The 23465-nt window shown below is 46.1% G+C and carries 20 protein-coding genes and 1 pseudogene; 19 read left to right on the plus strand and 2 right to left on the minus strand.

Annotated elements, in window-relative coordinates:
* Positions 1 to 120: 120 nt before the first annotated feature.
* Positions 121 to 723: a TetR/AcrR family transcriptional regulator gene (locus IEY53_RS07140; protein ID WP_229696030.1), complete on the minus strand. Its 603-nt coding sequence runs from the start codon at positions 721 to 723 to the stop codon at positions 121 to 123.
* Positions 724 to 852: 129 nt separating this feature from the next.
* Between IEY53_RS07140 and IEY53_RS07145 the strand changes: the two are divergent.
* Positions 853 to 1113 (plus strand): annotated as a pseudogene (locus IEY53_RS07145) (DUF8821 family protein); the annotation flags it as partial.
* 207 nt (positions 1114 to 1320) lie between these two features.
* On the opposite strand, the gene IEY53_RS07150 reads toward IEY53_RS07145, so the two are convergent.
* Positions 1321 to 1938, minus strand: a complete 618-nt coding sequence (locus IEY53_RS07150; RefSeq protein ID WP_189023395.1) for a histidine phosphatase family protein — start codon at positions 1936 to 1938, stop codon at positions 1321 to 1323.
* 648 nt (positions 1939 to 2586) lie between these two features.
* Here IEY53_RS07150 and IEY53_RS07155 point away from each other — a divergent pair.
* The 18 genes from IEY53_RS07155 to IEY53_RS07240 all read left to right on the plus strand — a co-directional run bounded on the left by IEY53_RS07155 (position 2587) and on the right by IEY53_RS07240 (position 23399).
* Positions 2587 to 3945 carry an ABC transporter substrate-binding protein gene (locus IEY53_RS07155; protein WP_229696031.1) on the plus strand — a complete coding sequence of 453 codons (1359 nt, stop codon included), beginning with the start codon at positions 2587 to 2589 and terminating at the stop codon, positions 3943 to 3945.
* Positions 3946 to 4031: 86 nt separating this feature from the next.
* A complete protein-coding gene (locus tag IEY53_RS07160) occupies positions 4032 to 4913 on the plus strand; it encodes a carbohydrate ABC transporter permease (protein WP_189023397.1) in 882 nt (293 codons plus the stop codon).
* Complete coding sequence (locus IEY53_RS07165) at positions 4913 to 5740, plus strand: carbohydrate ABC transporter permease (RefSeq protein WP_189023399.1); 828 nt, start codon at positions 4913 to 4915, stop codon at positions 5738 to 5740. Before IEY53_RS07160 ends, IEY53_RS07165 begins: the two co-directional genes overlap by 1 nt.
* Positions 5741 to 5814: 74 nt before the next feature.
* The gene (locus tag IEY53_RS07170; protein WP_189023401.1) at positions 5815 to 6804 is read left to right on the plus strand and encodes a LacI family DNA-binding transcriptional regulator; all 990 of its coding nucleotides are present in this window, start codon (positions 5815 to 5817) and stop codon (positions 6802 to 6804) included.
* 125 nt (positions 6805 to 6929) lie between these two features.
* Complete coding sequence (locus IEY53_RS07175; RefSeq protein WP_189023403.1) at positions 6930 to 7910, plus strand: LacI family DNA-binding transcriptional regulator; 981 nt, start codon at positions 6930 to 6932, stop codon at positions 7908 to 7910.
* 56 nt (positions 7911 to 7966) lie between these two features.
* Positions 7967 to 8899: an alpha/beta hydrolase gene (locus IEY53_RS07180; protein ID WP_189023405.1), complete on the plus strand. Its 933-nt coding sequence runs from the start codon at positions 7967 to 7969 to the stop codon at positions 8897 to 8899.
* Between the two features lie 144 nt (positions 8900 to 9043).
* Positions 9044 to 9859, plus strand: coding sequence for an alpha/beta hydrolase (locus IEY53_RS07185; protein ID WP_189023407.1), 816 nt, complete (start codon positions 9044 to 9046; stop codon positions 9857 to 9859).
* A 102-nt stretch (positions 9860 to 9961) separates the two neighbouring features.
* The gene (locus tag IEY53_RS07190; RefSeq protein ID WP_189023416.1) at positions 9962 to 11665 is read left to right on the plus strand and encodes a sensor histidine kinase; all 1704 of its coding nucleotides are present in this window, start codon (positions 9962 to 9964) and stop codon (positions 11663 to 11665) included.
* Positions 11666 to 11675: 10 nt separating this feature from the next.
* Positions 11676 to 13271: a response regulator transcription factor gene (locus tag IEY53_RS07195; protein ID WP_189023418.1), complete on the plus strand. Its 1596-nt coding sequence runs from the start codon at positions 11676 to 11678 to the stop codon at positions 13269 to 13271.
* Positions 13272 to 13412: 141 nt separating this feature from the next.
* Positions 13413 to 14954, plus strand: coding sequence for an ABC transporter substrate-binding protein (locus tag IEY53_RS07200; protein WP_189023420.1), 1542 nt, complete (start codon positions 13413 to 13415; stop codon positions 14952 to 14954).
* 72 nt (positions 14955 to 15026) lie between these two features.
* Complete coding sequence (locus IEY53_RS07205; RefSeq protein WP_189023422.1) at positions 15027 to 15950, plus strand: ABC transporter permease; 924 nt, start codon at positions 15027 to 15029, stop codon at positions 15948 to 15950.
* Between the two features lie 12 nt (positions 15951 to 15962).
* Positions 15963 to 16856: a carbohydrate ABC transporter permease gene (locus tag IEY53_RS07210; protein WP_189023424.1), complete on the plus strand. Its 894-nt coding sequence runs from the start codon at positions 15963 to 15965 to the stop codon at positions 16854 to 16856.
* A 28-nt stretch (positions 16857 to 16884) separates the two neighbouring features.
* Positions 16885 to 17691: a Nif3-like dinuclear metal center hexameric protein gene (locus IEY53_RS07215; protein ID WP_189023426.1), complete on the plus strand. Its 807-nt coding sequence runs from the start codon at positions 16885 to 16887 to the stop codon at positions 17689 to 17691.
* Between the two features lie 463 nt (positions 17692 to 18154).
* The gene (locus tag IEY53_RS07220; RefSeq protein WP_229696032.1) at positions 18155 to 18280 is read left to right on the plus strand and encodes an IS3 family transposase; all 126 of its coding nucleotides are present in this window, start codon (positions 18155 to 18157) and stop codon (positions 18278 to 18280) included.
* Between the two features lie 1066 nt (positions 18281 to 19346).
* Complete coding sequence (gene alr, locus IEY53_RS07225) at positions 19347 to 20501, plus strand: alanine racemase (protein ID WP_189023430.1); 1155 nt, start codon at positions 19347 to 19349, stop codon at positions 20499 to 20501.
* Complete coding sequence (locus IEY53_RS07230; protein ID WP_189023431.1) at positions 20467 to 21282, plus strand: D-alanyl-D-alanine carboxypeptidase family protein; 816 nt, start codon at positions 20467 to 20469, stop codon at positions 21280 to 21282. The genes alr and IEY53_RS07230 overlap by 35 nt, the downstream gene beginning before the upstream one ends.
* Positions 21283 to 21303: 21 nt before the next feature.
* Positions 21304 to 22353 carry a D-alanine--D-serine ligase VanG gene (gene vanG, locus IEY53_RS07235; RefSeq protein WP_189023433.1) on the plus strand — a complete coding sequence of 350 codons (1050 nt, stop codon included), beginning with the start codon at positions 21304 to 21306 and terminating at the stop codon, positions 22351 to 22353.
* A gap of 5 nt (positions 22354 to 22358) precedes the next feature.
* Positions 22359 to 23399 carry an acyltransferase family protein gene (locus IEY53_RS07240; RefSeq protein WP_189023435.1) on the plus strand — a complete coding sequence of 347 codons (1041 nt, stop codon included), beginning with the start codon at positions 22359 to 22361 and terminating at the stop codon, positions 23397 to 23399.
* Positions 23400 to 23465: the final 66 nt, after the last annotated feature.

Genomic DNA, 23465 nt, shown 5'->3' on the forward strand with positions numbered 1-23465 from the left:
CATTCTACTTTGACAATGATGTATTGCGGACAATGGGTTAATCGAACTCGGAGCCCGTTGGCGGTGCAAAAATTCAATCGAACGTTCGATCTAAACTTGGCGAAAAGAAGCAGGCCGAACTTAGCCGTTCCAACCTTTTTCTTTGCTCACCGCGTTCCAGCAGGCCAAGATCGCTTGCTCAGCGACGTCGTCCGTCAGCTCCAGCATGTTCTGCTGATGGCTCTTCAAGAGATAGACGATAGAGCCGTAATGCATCTGCACCATCATGTGCGAATCAAGGGAGACGAAAAGTCCTTCTTCGACCGCCCGGCGGTACAGTTCTTCCAACGGCCCGCACCAGCCGCCCTTGTAGGCTTCCAGCTTGGACTGCTCATAAATATAAGGCGAGAACGAGTACTGCTCGATGAACCGGAATCCTTTCGGGTGCTGCTTGCCCAGCTCGATCACGCTGCGCCACGCCCGGCGGAATCGTTCCAGCACGGACTCGGCTTCATTCATGCCCTTCATGACGAACTCGCCGTTGAACAGCACTATGGCTTTGTACAGCTCGTTGATGATGTCTTCCTTGCTGCTGAAGTAGTGATAAATGTTCCCGGTCGAGACGCCGGAATCCTTCGCGATCAATGACATCGACGTCGCTTGCAGCTCGCGGTCGATAATCAGGTGCAGCGTCGTCTCCAAGACGGCCTTCTGTACTTTGTTGTAGCGCTCGAACATCGGCATGCAAGCCTCCTTTCCTCGGATTAGATCGAATGATCGTTCTAATCGTACTGTAGAGCGCCGCCTTTGTCAACCCTTCAGCGGCGAGACGGTTCCAGATGCTAATCATGGCTTCTTGTTTCAATCCCCGCTATGAACAAATACAAGCATGAATTTACGGTTGTACCCGCCAACGAAAGCCAAGAGACCCTTGATTATGTGAATCAAATTTTAAAAAAAGAACGTGATATTGAGTTTTCGGCCAAGCCTTTAGAAACGTCGCGTTTTCAAGTGGAAAATATTCAATTTGCCTACGTCTTTTACGAAGACGATCTTGCAGTCAATGTCATGTATACAGTGGATGACCCCAAGAAACGGGCCGTTGGGTTCAAGCTTTCTGAGGGGATGGAGATTTATTAAAGTAGGAAAATGCGCATTTTGCTTGGTAATAGGAATACTTGTCAGGAGAGAAAATATAGTTCATGGAGGATCCGCGCATAGCTCGTTTTCCTTTTTAAGGGACAAAGTTCTTGTCTTATGCCCGTGACATGAACTTGGTCCCTTTGGAGGACAAGAAAGATAGGCTTAATGCCCGACTTAAATTCCGCGATCGCTGTTTTTTTACAAGTTTTTATAATGGTTGACGTCCCCATGCAGTATAATCTCAGCAACATCATCCGTGATATCGATTCTTGAAAGGCTAGTTGGAAGGATATCAGGCGATTTCCATAGCTGCTTGATTTCGCTTCCGGCAAAATGAGCCATCAGCATCTTGACTACAATGGTATGCGTAACAATGAGCACCGATTTCCCGGGGTGTTTCTGCAGAACTTCATTTAAGAATCCAATGGCTCTGTCATGCACTTGCGTATACGTTTCGCTATCAGTTATTGCAAACTTCTCAGGGTCATTCCAAAAAAGATTCCATTGCTCAGGAAACTGGGCCTCCACGTCAGTGTGAACGCGTCCTTCCCAAATCCCAAACCCCATTTCCATCAGTGCTTCGGAAGTTTCCAATGGTATATTCCTGTCCCCGCAAATTAATTTTGCCGTTCGCATTGCTCGGGGACTCGGACTCGTGTAGACAATGTCTAAGGGAACAGCATCCAAGGCGGTTTTTAAGCTTTCAGCCTGACGAACTCCGCGTTCTGTTAAGGGAGAATCTTCAAAACCTTGCATGCGATGCACAACGTTCCATTCCGTTTCACCGTGTCGCGTCAAATAAAGTTTTATGCTCATAAAAATGGCCTCCATCAATTTTGGCATCATTATTAACATCATTAATGGTACGTTTGAAAATAATGAAAATTCTTCATTACAGAAAATTATAACACTAAAAATAACTTGGATTGTGTGTCTTTAGTTACTGCTATATACTCCTTAGTTAAATATGCATTTATTAAATTTGTTGACACTAGGCTGCCACCTTTGGTTTAAATAACCTGCGGTATAGAAAATGAATTCGGAAAAGTCATCAACAAAATCAGGAGATGGATAAGGAATTCCCAATTGCTTGATGGCTTCTTTTGCAACAAGATGAACCATTCCGATGGCATAATTCCATTGAAGTGGCGATAGTCTTGTTGGTTCAGGCGTTTTTTAGTTTTTCAAACATAGCCAGAAAATGAAATAACATATCCCGTACGACTCACTGTGGTGGCTCGAAATGCTTTAGTCCGGTCGTTTTCAATCATGTGCTCTTTTCCTTCAAAATAAACCGGAGTTACAGTATGCTGAAAACTAATCGTTTTGTTAACGAAATTACAGTATGTTAACCTCTTGTTTTTTTTATGATAACCGATTGACATAAGAATGTTAACCGGTTATCATAAAATTGCATCAGCAATGAAAGCGTGTTCAAACAATCTAAAGTTAGGGGGAAATCACTTGAAATTGAGAAAGTATGCAAGTTTCGTTATCTGTTTAGCGTTGGTAATGGGGGTGTTGGCCGGATGTTCCAAAAGTAATTCTCCAAACAACTCTGCAAAAGAAGGAGAGGGAGAGGCGCAGACACAGCAAGCCTCCAAGGACGTCAAGCTTACGTTCTTTAATACCTCTGCAGAAGTCAATACAGTGTTTGAGGAGCTTTTTAAGAAGTATAACGAACTTCATCCGAACGTGACTATTGAATTGATTCCTACACCGATCGGTGGAGCGCAGCTCGAAAAGTTCCAATCCCTGCTGGCCTCAGGAAATCCGGCTACAATTGTCAACCTTGATGCAGGAACTATACTTCAGTATAAGGACGATTTTCTTGATTTGGAGCCAGAGAAGGCCCAATATGAAGAACTGGCCAATCCGGGTGCTATTGAAGGCGCGTTGCTGGATGGCCAATTCCTCGGTATTCCATGGACGGCCCAAGGATACGGTCTGCTGTACAACAAGCGTACGGTGGAGGAAGCCATTGGCGGAACCTTTGATCCTGCATCGGTGAAAACCCGCGACGATTTGGAAGCGCTTTTTAAGAAGATTGAAGCGGCAGGCAAGGCACCGGTGATGGTTCACGGGGCAGATTGGTCTATGGGGGCTCATTATTTAGGATTGACCTATTCTTTGCAGTCGCAGAATGTAGATGACAATCGCAAATTTGTGGAAGAACTGAAGAACGGGAAGGTCAATTTGACAGAGAATCCGCAATTTACCGGTCTGATGGATACCTTCGACTTGCTGAAGGAGTACAATGCCCGTAAAAGCGACCCGCTTGTCGCAGATTACAATCGGGACAGCGCGGATTTTGCGAAGGGGAATACGGCCTTCTACTTCATGGGTGACTGGAGCTGGGCTGTAATTGGAACGCTTGAAGATCGCGACGATGAATTCGGCATCATTCCGTTACCGATCAGCAATAACCCGGCTGATTTTGGCAACGCTCAAGTAGCTTACAGCGAACCAAAACTGTTCGCCATAGATGATTCGAAGTCAACGCCTGAGCAGCAGGAAGCAGCAAAAGCCTTTATCGAATGGATGGTAACAAGCGAAGAAGGACAAAACGCAATTATTTCCGAAATGGGGCTGTCCATGCCTTACAAGGATCTTAAGGCACAAAGTACTAACATCATTTCTAATGCCGTCAGCAAATATATAGAAGAAGGGAACATTATCAACATCGGTGTGATTAATTACTTACCACAGGATTACTGGGCAAAGACCGGAGCATCGATGCAAAAGTACCTGGTAGGAAAAATCGACCGCCAAGGACTGGCACAAGAGGTTCAAGATTACTGGAAAACGTATGCAGGGAAATAAAGGAGCATTTCATTCGTTTTAAAATGAATGGATGGGACTGAGGGGGCCCCTCAGCCCATCTTTTATTCATGAAAGGGGGCAGAACTATGAACAAAAAGTTATCGTTAAAGAACGTAGGAACATTTCTGGTTTTCGGGGGTCCCTCCATTTTTGCATTCGCCGCTGTTGTGATTATACCGTTCATCGTCGGCTTATATTTGACTTTTACGAATTGGGATGTTCGGACAGGAGACAGTAGCTTAATCGGTTTTTCGAACTACTTGGAAGTGTTTCAGGATAAAGTCTTCCTCAGCCAATTGTGGTTTACCCTTAAATATGTTTTCTTTACAGTGGTTATTGCCAATGTTTTTGCTTTTTTTATCGCGCTGGCACTGACCAGAGGGGGAAAAGGGGAACAGTGGCTGCGTACAGGCTTCTTCACTCCCAATTTGGTCGGCGGTATCGTTTTGGGATACTTATGGCAGACCTTGTTCTCACAGGTGCTGCCTTACCTGGGCAATAAATACGGATGGGAAATGTTTCAAACCTCCTGGCTGACAGACACAGGGACCGCATTCTGGGCGCTCATCATTGCAACGGCCTGGCAATTGGTCGGTTATCTGATGATCATTTACATCGCCGGCTTTACAGGTGTTCCCAATGACGTTCTGGAAGCAGCCAGCATAGACGGAGCCAACCGCTCTTCAGTTATTCGTAAAATCATACTGCCGCTTACGGTTCCCGCCATCGTCATTTGTATTTTCATTTCACTGTCCCGTTCATTCCTTACTTACGACATCAACCTTGCCTTAACCAAAGGAGGACCTTTTAATTCGACGGAGCTTGCCACTTACCATATCGTTCAAAAAGCATTTCTATCCAATCAATATGGCATCGGCCAGGCGGAAGCCGTCGTCTTGTTTGCTGTCGTAGCGATCATAGCCTTGACTCAATCTTATCTGCTCAAGAAACTGGAGGTGGAATCTTAATGAATGCTAACCAGCGCATCCTCTCTCGGCTAAAAACGGGGTTTTTGTATGTATTGCTGCTTGCATTTTTAACTCCTTTCCTGCTGATTATTATGAACTCTTTCAAGACAACGCAGCAATTCTTCGAAAGCCCCTTGTCGCTTCCTACAACGATTAATTTCCGGAACTATTCAAGTGCGTTTGACAATATGGACTTTTTACAGGGATTCATGAATTCGTTAATTATCACGGCTATTTCCGTATTTATCATCATTATTTTTTCGGCGATGACAGGATATTTATTCGTACGCTATAAATGGAAGCTCAATTCTATGCTCTTCTTCCTCATGCTGGCCTCCATGGCACTTCCTTTTCAGGTACTCATGATTCCGTTGGTGATGCTATACGGGAATATGGGGCTGCTGAATACGAAATTAACGCTGATGTTTATGTATTTGGGATTCGGGGTTCCTTTTGGCGTTTTTACCTTTCACGGATTTATCAAAGGGATTCCTTATGAACTGGAAGAATCCGCCTTTATTGAAGGCAGTTCAACGCTGAGAACTTTTTTTAGTGTCGTGCTGCCCTTGTTGAAGCCGGTATTTGTAACACTGCTTGTTTTGGACGTGCTTTGGATTTGGAATGATTATCTGCTGCCCAGTCTCGTGCTGCTGTCTCCAGACCAGAAGACGCTCCCGCTGTCGACCTATACGTTCTTTTCTTCCTATTCCGTTGATTATGCTCCATTAATGGCTGGACTCATTATGACAATCATTCCCGTGCTGATCATCTATCTGTTTTTACAAAAACAAATCATCAAAGGTATTACGGAAGGGGCTTTGAAATAAGGGAGATCCAACTAAGTAGCTGAAATACATGCAGAATTCATCTATAATTGGAATTAAAAAACAAGGTGGTTTATATGCCGAATCTTAAAGACGTCGCAAAAAAAGCGGGACTTTCTATTAATACCGTTTCTAGAGTACTTAACAATAGAGGTTATATCAGTGAAAAGACGAGGGAAAAGGTCTATCGGGTGATGAAGGAGATGAATTATCAGCCGAACGAAATGGCCCGGGCCTTGTTCAGAAAAAGATCCAATATGATCGGGCTGATCATACCGACGATCTCGCATCCTTTTTTTGCTGAACTGACTTACTATCTTGAATATTACGCGGATCATAAGGGCTATAAACTATTGTTATGTAATTCCAACCGCAACGTCTCCAAAGAAGTGGAATACATTGAGATGCTGAAAAAGAATCAAGTCGATGCAATCATCATGGGCAGTGCTGTGCTCGATGTCCAGCATTATCTTCACTTGGATCTGCCGATTGTTTCATTCGATCGCGTTATATCGGAAGATATTCCTGTTGTCACCTCGAATAATTTAGAAGGCGGTAAACTCGCTGCGAGATTATTAATCAACAAGGGCTGTCTTCATCCTGTCTTCATTTTTCGTGGAATAGACGGTCCCCAGCATCGTTCTATGCTGGCTGGCCAGAGAAGGCAGGGATATGAAGCTGAGGTGGAGAGCGCAGGAATGGAACCGTTGCAATTGCAATTGGATGCTGAAGGGAGCAAGCACATCGAGAACAACGCTGCAATCATCGCGTACTTTCAAGAGCATCCTGAAATAGACGGTGTATTCGCCAGCAGCGACGTGATTGCTGCAGAGGTCATTCATGCTTGTTATCTGCTGAAAAAAGATATTCCTTCAGAGATCAAAATTGTGGGTTACGATGACGTTCAGATCGCATCGCTGATCTCGCCGCGTCTTAGCACAGTCAGACAGCCGATTCAGGAGATGAGCGATTCTATCATTCAACTGGTTGTTAAGCAAATCGAAGGCAAAGAGGTTTCTATGGTTAACACGTTCCCGGTTACTCTTGTCGAACGTGGCACGACATAAAACCAAGCGATAGCGGCTTTCCTGCCATAGGCCGGGTCTGCCCCTTTATATCAACCGGTTGATACAAAACCTCTCTCGTTCCTCAGAACGGATGAAGAGGGCTGATCCTGGCTAGGAGGTTATGGATGGTTGTAACGATTAAAGATATTGCAGAAAAAGTAGGAGTCTCGGTCACGACCATTTCCCGTGTTCTCAACAATCGGGGGTATTTAAGTGACAGTCTGAAGAAAAAAGTAAGCGAAGCCATGGAGGAGATGAATTATCAGCCGAATGAGGTGGCACGCTCTTTACTCCGCAAGAAATCCCATATTATTGGTCTAATCCTTCCCGACATTTCCCATCCGTTCTTCGGAGAAGTGACCAAGCACATTGAGGCGTTTGCCTACGACCAAGGGTATAAGCTCATGCTGTGTAATTCCTTGCACCACAAGAAAAAAGAGAAAGAATATATTGATTTGCTGAGGGCCAGCCGGGTCGATGGCATTATAATGGGCAGTCATACGATGAGCGTGAAAGATTATATGTCAATCAACCTTCCGCTGGTAACTTTGGACCGGCAAATTTCTAAATCCATTCCTTTTATCGCCTCAGATAATTATCAGGGAGGAGTATTGGCTACCCAATTGCTGTTAAGGAAAAAATGCAGGAAAATAGCCTATCTCAGCGGTAATTTAAGGCTCAGTCTTTTAGCCAAGCAAAGGCATGACGCCTTTTTGGAACAAGTCAGCGGACAAGACGCCCAGTTCCAGTTCATAGTGAAGCAAACGGACCTGAACGGTTTTAAGTACAAAGAGTATGAGAAGTTAGTAAGCGGCTTGTTTCAGGAACATCCCGATCTCGACGGTGTATTTGCAAGCAGTGATATGCTGGCACTGCAAGTTTTGAAGCAATGCAGAAGGCTTGGCAAAGCCGTTCCCGATCAAGTCAAAGTTATAGGATACGATGGAATCTCGGTCGGGGATGCGGAGGATTTGACTACGATCGTACAGCCGATCAAGATGATGGGTGAATTGGCCGTCCGGTATCTGCTTCTGCAGATCGCTGGCGAACAGGTACCGCTTGAGACCATTCTTCCGGTCAGATTATCTGAAAAAGCAACAACTTGATTAATCGTCATGAAGGCAGACTCATTCACAAAGGAATCATAATGGAGGTAACATAGATGGATTTTATTAACCGAGTGGCTCCGGAATTAAAACAAGGAGCAGCAGAATTGCCACCGTTTCATTTGCCCGATGATCTGGATTCTGCCAGGCAAAATATTCAATTACCTGCGGAAAAGTCGGAGTTCGTTCGCATTACAGAACGGTATCTGTCCGTTAGCGATTCAAACAAAATGTTGGTCAGAATCTACGAACCGGCCCAGAGAAATGAAAATGCGCTGCCTGCTCTTCTGTGGACCCATGGTGGAGGATATGTGCTTGGCCATCCCAGTGCGGATGATGCGTTATGTGAAAGCTTTGTAAAGGCAGCCAACTGCGTCGTCGTTTCGCCCGACTACCGTCTTGCGCCTGAGCATCCGTTCCCGGCAGCGATAGAGGACAGCTACGCGGCGCTAGTGTGGCTGGCTGATATCAACAACGAGCTCAATGTTGATTTGGCCCGGATTGCAGTCGGCGGGGCGAGCGCAGGCGGAGGACTGGCCGCCGCCTTGGCATTAATGGCCAGAGATAAGGGCGGTCCTTCCCTCTGTTTCCAACTGCCGCTGTATCCGATGATTGACGATCGCAATCTTACGCTCTCCAGCCATGAGATTACGTATCCTGCGGTTTGGAACCGGGCCAATAACCTGGCCGCATGGGAGATGTATCTTGGCGGCCCTGCCGGAGGAGATATTTCTCCTTACGCGGCCCCCAGCCGCGCGGATAATCTGGCTGATCTGCCTCCCGCCTATACTTGCGTCGGACAGCTAGATCCGTTTCGCGACGAAACGATCGAATACGTCGCCCGGTTGGCTCAGGCCGGCGTCGATGTGGAATTTCATCTCTATCCCGGGGGCTATCATGGCTTTGAGCACGTCGTTCCAACAGCCGAGATTAGCCGGCGTGCCAGAACGGGCTATATCAACGCTATGGCAAGAGCCTTGAATCCGTGAGCTCTGGCTCTGTTCCCGTGATGTGCCTTTGAATTGAAAAAAGAGAACGGTTTTTTTGAAGTATTGCGTATGCAGAAGCAATAGAATGGTATATGACGAAAGGATATTCTGGTATAATCCGAATTTTGTTAAGGGGTGATTATTTTGGCTACACTGCAAATAAGCCTTCATTCGAAATGTCTGAAAAGAGAGGTAACGTTTAATGCGTTATTGCCGGTTGATCTGCCTGAAGGGTTCGGACAGCCGGTATGGTCGGGAGAACCTTTGAGGGCGGTTTATCTGCTGCACGGCTTCTCCGGGAGCCACAGCGATTGGCTGAACTTCTCGCGGATCAGGGAGTTGTCGGACAGATATCAGGTTGCGGTCTTTATGCCCGCAGGAGAAAATCACTTCTACCTGGATGATGAGAACAAGGGAGAATACTTCGGCGAATATATCGGCAGGGAGCTGGTGGACTTCACGCGCAAGCTGTTCCCGCTGTCTGCGGCGCGCGAGGATACATGGATTGGCGGTTTATCCATGGGTGGCTATGGAGCGATCCGCAACGGTCTAAAATATGCAGAGCAATTCGGCCGCATTATAGCCTTGTCATCGGCACTTATTCCTTATAGAATTGCTAACATAGCCCCGGATTACAATGACGGGATCGCCAGCTATAAATACTACACAAGCGTCTTTGGTGATCTGAGTCAGCTGCTTGGCAGTGATAAAGACCCGGAGAAGCTTGTGCTTGATGTGAAGGCGAAGGGGCTTGAACTGCCGAAGCTGTATATGGCTTGCGGGACAGAGGACTTCCTGCTGGATGTCAACCGCCGGTTCCATGATTTTCTTGAAGGTGAGAAGGCCGGACACCTTTATGAGGAATGCACGGGAGCGCACACATGGGATTTCTGGGATAAGCATATCGAAGCTGCTCTGAAGTGGGCAGTGGAAGATAGTGCCTATGTAATAAATGCTTGAATATTAACTAACTGAAAATCGCATACTTGTACGCCCCTGGGTCCGATCGAGAATGAATCGGCTCAGGGGCTTACTGAATTCCGGGGAGGAAGAAGTGGTGGTATGATTCGAACAAACAGTATCGTGTTCAAGTTTTCGGTGCAGATGACAGTTATTCTTGCCATCCTGCTGTCTATCCTTGTTCTTAGTAATATTTACTCCCTGGAGGTTGTACGAAGCAATGCACTAACAAGCTCGCGTAATACGCTTGCCATCTATCAGGCTAACATTCATAATAACTTCAACAATTTTTCCAAAGATTTAATTGAGGTGTTCGATAATAACATTGATGCCGCAGTGAATTTAGCCAACATGGATGAGAGCAGCCGATACTTCAAAGTGCAGCAGCTCAAAAATAACCTGCTGGCGAAAATGGCAAACGATTATTCCAGTGATGGCATGTTTATCAGACTTTCCGGCGAGCTCGTGCTGGAACAATTCAGCAGCCGGATTCAATCCGGGGATAAGCTCGCTCTGGTCGATTTCCTCAATATGCACAAGTTCAGCTCCGGTCCAGCAGATGAAAGTGATGAATGGAAGGTGTTCCAGATCCAGGGTGATTATTATTTGTTCAAGTACATCACCTATTCACAAGTCAGCTTTGGAACGTTAGTCAAAGCGGACACCCTGTTATCGATGGTAGACAGGGGGAGTAACGATCAGAACCGGTATGTATTGAGTAATACGCAGGGGATTATTTTATCTGCGAATAATATCGACCTGAAAGAGGCAGACACCACCTTGGGTAGCTTAACCAAAGAGTATCAGCGTAACTTCCTGATCATTTCCGAACCGATTGGAGAGTTTGGTCAGATCACAAATATGGTTGCCAAGGGAGGCCTGTTCTCGGGGTTGAAGCTTATTCAGTGGGGCATCGCCTTATTAGCGGTTCTTTCGGCTATCGTTGTACCGCTCGTGCTGAGGTTCTTAACAAGGGATGTGTTGAAGCCGATCCTTGAGTTGGTGAAGGCGGCCAAAGTGGTTGAGCAGGGGCAGCTGGAGTACCAGGTTCCTCAGGGGGTACCGTACTCCCTGGAGTTTATGAAGCTGTTCCATGCGCTCGAATCCATGGTTCGCGAAATCAAGGATTTGAAGATTCAATCCTATGAAGAACAGATCGAAATAAGCCGCGCAGAAATCAAATATCTGCAGATGCAAATCAGACCCCATTTTTTCCTGAATGCGATCTCGACGATCACCAGCTTGACGTATCAAAATAAGAATGAAGAAATACGGCGACTGATTCACTGCCTGTCGGAACATCTTCGGTATATGTTTAAGGGAGGACTTGTGGAAGTCTCGATGGAGGAAGAGATCAGGCATACCGAAAATTATATCCGGATGCAAGAAATCCGTTATCCTGACCAAGTATTCTTCATGATAGAGATCAATGATGAAGCCCGACAGGTGCCCATTCCTCAATTCATGATTCAAACCTTCGTTGAGAATACGTTCAAGCACGCAATGTTCTATAAAGAAATGCTGTCAATCTTCATAAGAGTGCGGTCAGAGACAAGAGACGGAAGCCCATTCGTCAGTATTGTGATTGAGGATAACGGAGGAGGCTTCTCTTCCGAATGGCTAAGCCAGTCGGAGGCCGAAGAGGTGACGGAGGATGGGGGCAGGGTCGGGATAGCCAATATCCGCAAAACCCTCCAGCTGCTCTACAATCGTGACGATCTGCTTAAGCTGTCCAATGCAGAGACGTCAGGCGCAAGAGTAGAAATGTGGATACCCGTAAACAAATCCGGCCAGCCAATGTTGTAGGGGGGATAATATGCGTTGTATGTTGATTGATGATGATATACCTACGGTTGAAGCCCTGCTCGGTATTGTGAACTGGGATGAATTTGGAATAACCGAAGTGCAGACCGCTCATAACATACAGGATGCGAAACAATTATTCGATAACGGCGAGCCCGATTTAATCATTTGCGATATCGAAATGCCAAGAGGCTCCGGTATTGATATGATCAAGTGGGCTAGAGACCGCCAATATGAAGGAGGTTTTATATTTTTAACCTGCCATGAGAGCTTCAGCTTCGCTTCCAAGGCGATCTCGTACGATGCCGACTCTTATCTGGTCAAGCCGCTGGATAAGCAGGAGCTGGAAGCGGCGCTGCGGAAGTCCATGGATACGCTGAAGAAAAAGATGATGATGGGTGAATACAGCAAGATGGGGCTTGCGTGGCTGAAGAACAAAGATCTGGTGGAAAGAGGATTCTGGAGTGATGTGCTGACAGCCACGCTGTCTCCCCGAATCCATCTTATTCAGAGTGAAGTGCAGAAACGTGAGTTATCCTTGTCTGTCCATACGGAATATATCCTGTTTCTCGTAAGTGTTCCACGTTCCCAGATCGAGAGAGAGTGGGACGAGAGCATCTTCCATTATGCTCTCTCTAACCTGATTTCTGAAATTCTCATCAGCCAGGTGAGCTTAGGCCGGATTATCGCCTATCAAGTCGATAATGTGTTCTACAATGCAATCCTTATCGAGAGCAAGATCGATATGAAGTGGCTGCAGGACAGCGCAGAGAATATTATTCTGATGTGCAGGCAATATTTGAAGTGTACAGCTACCTGTTACTTCAGTGAGAAGACTACGGTCTCAGGACTCTCGCAGATCAAAACGGAGCTGGAGCAGCTGGATGAGTCCAATATCATTTTCAGAGGGAAAGTGCATTTGCCGAATGAACCCTTTCATTATGATATTACGGAGCGCTTTACCCTTGACATTGAGCTGTTCACCATGTTGTTCGTCCAGAAGGAGAAGGTCCAGATTGTGAATCGGCTGAAGAAAGAGCTGGAATTGCTGACAAGCTTGAATAAGCTGGATTCAACGACACTTCATTCGATCCGGGAGGACTTCCTTCAAGTGGTCTATTCCCTTCTCTCGCGGCAGCATATCCAGGCGCATCGGTTATTTGCCGACGATGTGACCCAAGCATTGGTCCAGAAAGCCGACAGCAGTGTGTTTGACTTCATGAAGTGGGCTGAGGCGCTTACGGACAAAACGGTGGATTCAATCAAAGAAGTACTGCAGTCCGAAGGGGTTGTCGAGAGAGCAAAGCGATTTATCCAAGAAAACTACAGACAAGACCTCAGTCGTGAGGATGTCGCCGCAAGTGTATATCTGACAGCGGATTACCTGGCGAAGGTCTTCAAGAACGAGACCGGCCAGACGGTCAAGGAGTATCTGAACGACTACCGCATCAGAGCGGCGAAGCAAATGCTTATTGAGAGCACGGCGAGCATTGGCGAGATCGCTATGGACGCCGGATTTGATACGATTTCTTATTTCTCGACGGTATTCAAAAAGCTGACAGGAGAAACACCGATAGCCTATCGTTCAAAGCACAAAACTGTTAGATAGCAAGAAGCTCCGCTTTTCCACAGAGAAGCGGAGCTTCTTGCTGCAACACGGTTTTTCGAAAAAACAGCCCGTCTTTTTGAAAGCCTGCAATCCTCCAAAGAAGTACAATGAAAGTGAAAATACAGAACAGGAGGCATCATCATGAAAAGTAAAAAGGGGTTAGGTTCACTGTTGTTGTCCATGGTAGTATGCGGTTCACTGCTCTCGGCCTGCGGCAGCAATTCGAATACATCGGCCGATGATTCTGAGAATGCGGAAGCCAATGCAAAAGTTGCTGAAATCGTATTTGCCCTGCCGTCCTTCAACCGGATTCCCGATGATTTGAGCAAGGTGACGAACGCGATCAATGCAATCACAACAAAAAAGATCGGTGTGAAAGTGGATTTCCGCCTTTACGGTCCGGCTGATTATGCCCAGAAAGTCAACTTGGCGCTCCAGAGCGGAGAGAAAATGGATATCTTCACCACTCTCGGACAATTCTCCAACTATGTGTCCAAAAGTCAGGTGGCTCCGCTCGAAGAGCTTCTCCCGGAATACGGTAAAGAGTTGACTGCTATTCTGGAGAAGGATTTCGGACCGGACATCCTCAAAACCACAACGATGGATGGACATATTTATGGTATTCCGGTGAATAAAGGGATGGCTTTGCCTACTAATATTATCTACAACGCCGATATGCTGACAGATGCAGGTATTTCGGCTGACAATATTCAATCGGTGGAGGATCTGCCTGCCGTCTTCGCTGCCGTTAAGAAGAAGTCACCCGATGTGGTTCCGTTTGGCCCGATTAATGTGAATCCAACGGATACGGGGCTTGTGAATCTGATGAAAGGTGCGAGCAAGGTAGATTACCTGACAGATACAACCGGAGTCGGTGTCGTAATCGGCGACAATGGAAAGGTCGTTAATTTCTATGAATCCGATGTTTTCAAGAACGGGATTCAGATGATGAGAGACTGGTTCAATGCGGGGTATTTGCAGAAGGATACCGCAACAACGACGATTACAGCAATGGAGATGGTATCTTCCGGACGCGGCTTCTCCTTCCTTGGAGGCTACAGCGGTATGGAGGTGGGCCAAACCCTGAGTGCGCAAGCCGGGAAAAATATTGAAACCAAACGAATTGCCCCGTTCTATTTCGATACAAGCGCCGTTAATGCCGTAACTTGGATGGTATCCAGCACTTCTAAAGAAACGGAAGCCTCTGTCAAGTTCCTGAACCTGCTGTATACCGACACAGAGCTGATCAATACCATCCTCTTTGGGGTTGAAGGGGAGGATTACCTGAAGGTTGATGAGCATCACGTGAAATTCCCGGAAGGCATGGACGCCAATACGGTACCCTACACAGCAATGCTGAGTTCTGGAATCGTGGGTTCCGAGTCCCTTCAGTACCAGTTCGAGGGGATCAACTGGTCAGATGTTGAACTGAAGCTGAAAGAAAACAAGGATACAGAAAGATCACCTTATTTCGGATTTATCTTTGATCAAAGCCAAGTGAAGACACAGATGAGTGCAGTGAACAACGTTGTGAATCAATTTTTACCTGCACTTGTCAGCGGATCGGTGGACCCTGAGACGATCATTCCTAAATTCATTAGTGCGCTGAAAGATGCAGGCGCTGGGGCAATCATAGACAGCAAGCAGAAACAACTGGATCAATGGCTTGCTGCGCAACAATAATCATTCAAAAGAACTTGCTGAAGGTAGAGCCGCAAATAGAGGCCTATCTTCAGCAATGGAGGTGAATCCGGCATGATAGCCAAACCTAAATCCAAACCTCTCAAAAAAACACTTCCTTTATTGATTTTAGCTGCTCCGGGCTTGCTATACTTTATCATTAACAGCTATTTTCCCATGTTCGGCGTGTTCATCGCTTTCAAGGATGTCAATTACACAAAAGGCATCTTTGGCAGCGACTGGATTGGCTTAAAAAACTTTACCTTTCTGTTCCAGACAAGCGATGCCTGGATTATGACCAGAAATACCCTTCTATACAACCTGGTCTTTATCGCGCTCGGGACGATTGTTTCGATCATCATTGCCATCCTTATGTCGGAGCTGCTGAGTAAAATGTACTCGAAGCTGTTCATGACTGGCCTGATTCTTCCGAATCTGATTTCGATGGTTGTCCTTTCTTTGCTCGTCTTCGCCTTTCTGAACGCAGACAGCGGTTTTGTGAATCATTCGATTCTTCGTCCGCTCGGTCTTCCGGAGATCAACTGGTATTCGGAGCCGAAGTATTGGCCTTATCTGCTGGTTTTGATTCAGATCTGGAAAACGGCAGGCTACGGCTCGATAGTCTATTTCGCTTCCATTGCCGGAATCGACAAGAGCATCTATGAGTCCGCCAAAATTGATGGTGCCGGGAAGCTGAAGCAGATCCGTATGATTACTTTGCCGCTGCTGAAGCCGACAATCATTGTACTGGTGCTGATGTCCATGGGACGGATTTTCAACTCCGACTTCGGCCTGTTCTATCAGGTTCCTATGAACTCCGGTGCGCTGTACAGCACTACTCAAACGATTGATACGTATGTCTACCGCGCATTGATGCAGCTGAATGATATTGGAATGTCGGCGGCAGCCGGCTTGTATCAATCGCTGGTCGGATTTGCGCTTGTTCTTACGGTCAATGCCATCGTCAAGAAGGTTAATCCAGAAAACGCATTGTTCTAGGAGGAAATGCTTATGATACAAACAAGAGGAGAACGAACGTTTACTGTTTTTTCTGCGATCGTGATGATCCTGCTGACGGTTTTTGCTTTTTTACCTTTCCTTCTGATTGTGATTGCATCGTTCACCGATGAAACGACTTTGATCCGAAACGGATACAGCTTTTTCCCTGAGCATACAAGTCTTGAAGCGTACCGGTACATCCAATCTGCAGCATACACCTTCGTCAGAGCGTATGGGGTTTCCTTTGCGGTCACGATACTGGGAACCGGAATTGGGCTGCTGATAACAAGCATGCTTGCTTATCCCATGTCCCGGACAGATTTCAAATACCACAATGTGCTGGCGTTTATTGTTTTCTTCACCATGCTGTTCAGCGGTGGGATCGTACCTTCATATATTATGTGGACGCAATATTTCCATATTAAAAATACCTTGTGGGCGCTGATCCTTCCCAACCTGCTGGCTAACGGCTTCAATGTACTGCTGGTTCGGAACTATTTCAAAAATAATGTTCCGCTGGAAATTATTGAAGCTGCCCAAATCGACGGCGCGTCGGAGCTGCGGACCTTCTTCCGGATCATGCTTCCCTTGTCCATGCCGGTTATGGCAACTGTCGGTATGTTTATGGGACTCGCCTATTGGAACGACTGGATCAACGCGCTGTATTTTGTGTCGAAACCGCAATTATATGGGATTCAAAATCTGCTGATGCAGCTGATGAGCAACATTCAATTCCTCAATTCCGGTCAGGCCAGCAGTGTACTCGGGGCAGAGACAGTACAGCTGCCAAGCACAGCCGTGCGGATGGCTATGGCGGTTCTGGGCATTGTGCCGGTGCTGTTCGTACTGCCCTTTATGCAGAAATACTTGACCCGCGGCGTTGTGATTGGTGCAGTCAAAGGCTGACGACAGAAATGAAAAGGAGAATATGCTTATGAAAGTGCAGGGGGTTATTGACAGGATTTTGCTTGATTGCTGCGGAGGCCGCAAGCTGGAACAGACTTGTGATGTGTTCGCGAGCGGCAATGAGGACATGGAAGTAACAGGAATCGTTACTACGTTTATGGCGACCGTTGATGTCATTCGGGAAGCTATTGCCATCGGAGCGAACTTGATTATTACTCATGAGCCCACCTATTATACGGGAATGGACACCCTGGACTGGCTTCAGAAGGACCCGGTATATCTGGCCAAGAAAAAGCTGATCGAGGAGCACGGGATTGCGATCTGGAGATTCCATGACCACATGCATTTAGCAGATACGGACAGGATTTATGACGGTCTTCTCAAGGAGCTGGAGTGGGAGGATAAGAAGCTTGACGGGAAAGATTCCTGGGGGTATCAGATCGAAGAGACAACAGTCGGAGCGCTGGCAGGCTTCCTGAAACAGAGACTTGGCATGGAGGTCATTCAGATCGTTGGCAATCCGGAAGCGGCTTGCGCCCGTATAGGAATATTAGTTGGAGGCGGCAGCCTCGGGCTGGGCAGGGAGCAAATGCCAATGGAGCTTATGCAGGAAAAGGATCTGGACGTGATGATTTGCGGTGATATCACGGAGTGGACATTATGCGCTTACGTTAATGATGCCTCTATGCTCGGCATGAACAAAGCAATGATTGTGATTGGCCATGAGCGGTCCGAGGAATGGGGCATGAAGTATATGGCTGAATGGCTGAAACCGCTGGTCGGCGGCCTCCCGGTTACCTTTGTGGATGCGAAGGAGCCATTTATATATTTGTGATTTTAGTAATGAGCATTATAGCTGAAGTAGATATAAATGTGGGATATGAATCGGGGATGGAGAAATTACGCTCCGATTTTTATGGTTTATTATCAGATTAGGCCACGAAGTGATATATCATTGGGTTCGAATGGTCGGATTGCAGGGTTACGAAAACGGTTGTGACATGTACTGTTACAGGAACCTTCCGATTGGAGGCCTTCTGCCTGGATTCTATTTCATTCCATGGCGAAGCTGGATACTGAGGCGTTCCGGCACTGGCTGAAACACCGCCGGAGCTTAGCCTTGTCGAACGAACGCTACATCATCTGTTGGAACGACTGGGCGGAAACATTCACCCTGAAGCCATCCTCGACTCTGACCAAGGTATGCATTACACCCATCCTAAAACGCGGCTGTTCATAGCCATGGCTGGTTTCAAGTAATCATGTCACGCAGAGGCAATTGCTGGGATAATGCCCCCATGGAATCGTTCTTCAGTCACATGAAAGATGAAGGGGATTTTACGGATTGTCAAACTATTGATGAAGTCAGGGCCCGTGCCGCTGATTACATAAGCTATTATTCCAGCAAAGGTGGAGAGCCTTAAAAGAATATTGTCTCTGTTTTCGGCTATGCCGCCTGTTTGGACCTCCGGATAAACAACCAGTCCCGGAGAGGGATCCTATTCTGCTGGTCTGTGTTTGAATTAAAAAGTCCAGCAATAAAGGTATGCGGTTGTATTGAAGCCATTGCGATGTCAAAGGATACCGGTGCGTTTAGCGCCCGTATCTCCCCCTCTTGCCAAAGATAAGGGTGCAATAATATTTCCTGATAGGATTCAGGCCTCCGCTTCGAAAATGACGCTATTATTGTGGACGTACACCCGGCAGGAATTCTCAGCCTGTAGCGTCGTTTAAGAAGCACCGTAAGTTTGCGGTAGCCGTAATTCGCGCCTTCGCTGGCTAGAAGCTCCATGATCCATTCGCAAATCAGCTCGTCACTAACGGGCCTACCGTCCTGTGTATAACATAAACCGGATGCAGGGCGACCGACTCTGTTGGTTATTTTTTGATTGCTGCTGTCTATTCACATGGGCATAAATACGTGGAGTGCTCCACTTCAATCACACGCAACACGAAGCTGATGCTATGTTTTTCATAGATATACTTCTGGGCGATCTCTATTTTATCCGCAAGTGTGGGTTCGTTTTTTTTAGTGGAAGGCGGAGTTTCTGGAGCGAGCCTTTCTCAATCATGCAGTTCAGGAAATTCCGAGAGATGCGGCGTGATACAATCCTTAAAGGATGCTGCTTATTTCGAAGTGAAACTCTTTAACCCACGTCGGTAAGAAAATCGTAAGAAATTCCGTATAGAAAAGTTAGGATCTTGTGATAAGCAACGAATATAAAACGCCTATGTCCCCGGTAAGATGAAATTACCGAGCACATAGGCGTTTTTGACGTTTGATACGTGGCTTTGTTTTACGTTGAAAGCTTAAAACGAATCAATATCCTAGAATCACGACCTCAGGAGGTAAACGATGAAAAGAATGTTATTTACTATATATTTCGGAAAATCGATTGAACATGACGTTTCCTTGATAAGTGTTTATGCGGATTATATGAAGAAGGCAATTGAGAATAAACAACCCGTTCGGTGTAGGAGATCCTTCTGATGTACCGTGATGCTTGGGCCGAGATAGATCTAACGCAAATCCGCGAGAATGTAATGAAGATCCGCCAATTTCTACCTGGTTCTGCCAAACTGATGGCAGTGGTTAAAGCAAATGCTTATGGCCACGGAGATATCGAAACGGCTAAAGAGGCCGTACAGGCAGGGGCAGATTATTTAGGAGTTGCCTTTATTGAAGAAGCTATCCGATTAAGGAATGCTGGTTTGAAACAACCGATTCTTATTTTGACTCCGATTCGTCCCGAGCTCACATCTCTGGCTCTAGAATATGATCTGATGCTAACCGTCACTCGGGCGTCGTGGTTTCAGGAGATGCGAGCATACAAGCCTGTCAATGCCCTGTATAAACTATATGTTCATGTAAAAATGGATACTGGACTAGGGCGCATCGGAATACGCACTCTGGAAGAGTGGCAAGAAATTGTTCCCTGGCTGACAGCACCGGATATCGTGGTTGATGGGTTTTATACACATTTCGCTACGGCAGGTGAGGCAGACAGCAGTTATCTTGAGCTTCAACTTCAACGTTTTCAGGAAATGAAAGAATGGAGCAAGATGTTGCCCATTCCCATCAACCATTATCACTGTGCAGGAAGTGTAGCAGCACTTCGATTCCCTGAATTGTCCATGGATATGGTTCGTATCGGAGCTGCCATCTATGGATTTTATCCTGAAATGCAAGTAACCAACATAAAATTAAAGCCGGCATTCAGTTTGCACAGTAGGTTAATACAAACGAAAAGACTGAAAAAAGGGGAATATGTAGGCTATAACAATGCTTATCAAACAAAAACGGATCAATGGATAGGAACCGTGCCAATCGGCTATGCCGATGGCTGGTCGCAAAGAATGCAAAATACGGAAGTACTGGTGGAGGGCTGCCGTGCAGAAATTGTAGGGAAAATTTCCATGGATCAATTGATGGTGAAACTTCCCAAGTATTTTCCTGAGGGGACAAAGGTTACTTTCATGGGTTGCTCGGGAGAAGAGAAAATACTAATTCCTGAATTGGCCAACCATATCGGCAGCGTATCGCAAGAAATAACGAGTTCCATCACGGACAGAGTGGCCAGAATTTACAGAAATAGCGGGGGGAGTCAGCATGAAACCATCCGAAGTAGAACAAACGCATTTTGAAATCTGTACAAGTAATGAAGAAGTATTCAAAGGGAATTTAGTATTAATAAACTACCAAAACCCTATCAGAAGGCCAATACATGCCAATCAATTAGCGTCTTTGGACATCTTGCCTTCAATAAAGCAATTAAGCAAAGGGATGCTTTTGGAAAAGTATTGCCTTGATCAATTCCATTCTCTTCTTAAAGCTTGCGGAGGGATGGATCAAATTATTGCAGTCAGCGGATATCGAACGAAAGAAGATCAATTACAAATCTATAAAGATTCTTTAATTGAACGAGGCTCCGAATATACATCCAAATATGTAGCTTTGCCTGATCACAGTGAACATCAAACGGGACTCGCGATCGACGTCGGTAGACTGAAAACAAAAATTGATTTTATTGCGCCTTCCTTCCCAGATACGGGCATTTACAGGTCCTTTCGGCGCAATGCCGCACAATATGGATTTATTCTCCGATATAAGCGGGAAAAAGAATCGATTACCCGCATTTCTCATGAGCCGTGGCACTTTAGATATGTAGGGTATCCTCATTCCAGGATTATGGAGGAAAACAATCTTTGTCTGGAGGAGTACATCGATTTTGTTGAGCTACATCGGTATTCTGGGGAGCAGCTAATTATAAAAGAAGAGAACATGACAACCAAGATTTATTACGTGCCGGCCAATGGGGAGACATCTACCAATATCCCGATCATAAAATGCGATTCTTACAGCGTATCCGGAACAAATCGTGAAGGATTCATTGTTACGGTTATCTCCAAAAATCTAGAAATCTAATATCTTCAGGAGGCTTATACAATGGACAAGAAGACAATTGCGGTATTGTTTGGCGGTTGTTCCAGTGAGTATGACGTATCTTTAAGCTCAGCAGCTTCAGTAATCGAAAACTTGAATACCGATAAGTATGATCTTGTATTAATTGGAATTACACGGGAGGGCACTTGGCTTAGATATAGGGGAAATATCGAGGATATTCGTAATGACTGCTGGCATACTCATTTAGACTGTACGCCATCCTTTTTCTCGCCAAGCAGAGAGGTAAAGGGACTCATTGAGCTTGTTCATACAGAATATCATGTAACGCCGATTGATGTCGTATTTCCGGTGCTCCACGGCAAATACGGAGAGGATGGAACCTTGCAAGGTTTATTGGAACTTTCGGGCATACCGTTTGTTGGATGTGATATGTTGTCCTCCGCGTTATGCATGGACAAAGAGCTGGCTCATAAGCTTGTGAAGGCCGAAGGCATTGATACTGCGCGTTCCCTTACGGTAGATAAGAGAGAAAGAATGGAAGAGGTCCTGTCAGCAGCACAATCGCTGGGGTTCCCACTCTTCGTTAAGCCGGCTAGGTCAGGTTCTTCACTCGGTATTACGAAGGTTCACAACATGAAGGAGTTGGCCTCAGGTATAGAACACGCCTTTACACACGACAACAAAGTTGTCATTGAACAAAATATCGACGGTTTCGAAGTGGGATGTGCCGTCCTGGGCAATTCTGATCCCATGATCGGTGTTGTTGACGAGATTGAACTCAACGGACATTTTTTTGATTATTCTGAAAAGTATTCCTTGAATAGTTCGAAGATTCACTTGCCAGCCCGCATTGACGAGGTTACGGCAAGTAAGGTTAAAGAAACAGCACTGTCTATTTATAAAATACTTGGTTGCAGAGGATTTGCGCGGGTAGATATGTTCATGGCCACTGATGGAAGGATTGTTTTCAACGAGGTCAATACGATACCGGGTTTCACATCGAGCTCCCGTTATCCCAACATGCTTCAAGCTAGCGGCATGACTTATGCGAACATACTTGACAAGCTGTTAGAGCTCGCCGCTGACGGATAGTGGATATGATGACATCCAGAAACAACTACGGTGCAATCGATCATTTCAGAATCATTGCGGCAATTCTAGTTATTGCTATCCATACACGTCCATTAGCAACTTACACCGTATATGGTGATTTTCTTCTCACCGGCATACTCGCACGGCTTGCAGTACCGTTCTTTTTTATGGCTTCGGGCTTCTTCCTTTTTCGAAAGTCGTCTGAACCAAGCGGACCGAGTTGGAAAATGGTGCATCGTTATGCGTACCGAATAGGATTGCTTTACCTTCTGTCGATTTTGATTTATCTTCCAGTCAACCTGTACGCGGGGTATTTTAAAGAGTTCGGTTGGCTCGGTCTTGTGAAAGATGTTCTGTTCGACGGCACCTTATATCATTTGTGGTATTTCCCCGCATTGTTCCTAGGTATTTATTTGACGGTTTATTTATATAAGAAGGTTCCGTTTCCGCTTCTGTTCGCCATCACCGGCTTGCTGTATATGATCGGCCTGCTCGGTGACAGCTATTTCGGAATAACCATAATGAGCCCTCGTCTACATGCCATCTATTCGCAGTTGTTCACGATATTTGATTATACGAGAAATGGTCTATTTTTCTCACCGATATTCCTTGCATTAGGCGCAAGTCTTGGGATTCGGCCAGGATCTTTTCACTCGGTGCGGGTAAGCGCGGTTTGCTTTGCGGTCTTCCTGGGCTTGATGCTTGCGGAGGGGGTGCTGCTTGAACGCCATGGATGGCCAAGGCATGACAGCATGTATGTCTTTTTGGTTCCTGCCGCCTATTACCTGTTCCAATGGCTCATATCGCTACTTGGAAAGAGCAATAGAAATTTGCGTCAGATCAGCACCTGGATGTATATTGTCCATCCGCTAATTATCGTGCTCGTGCGCGGTGTCAGCAAGGTAACCGACTTAAGCTGGCTGCTTCTATCGAACAGCGTCTCGCATTTAGTTTCCGTTACATTGTTGTCAGCCCTAGTTGCGATTGTTATCACAAAAATTGGAGCCAAGCAGCAGGCACTTCCACCTTCGGCCGGGCAATGTTAGAGGACATTTACATGGGCGGGGAAGATCTGTTTCTGTCGCAGGAGCTACAGTATTTGAAAGGATATG

This window comes from Paenibacillus albidus (assembly GCF_014644435.1).
Lineage (GTDB): Bacteria > Bacillota > Bacilli > Paenibacillales > Paenibacillaceae > Paenibacillus_AQ > Paenibacillus_AQ albidus.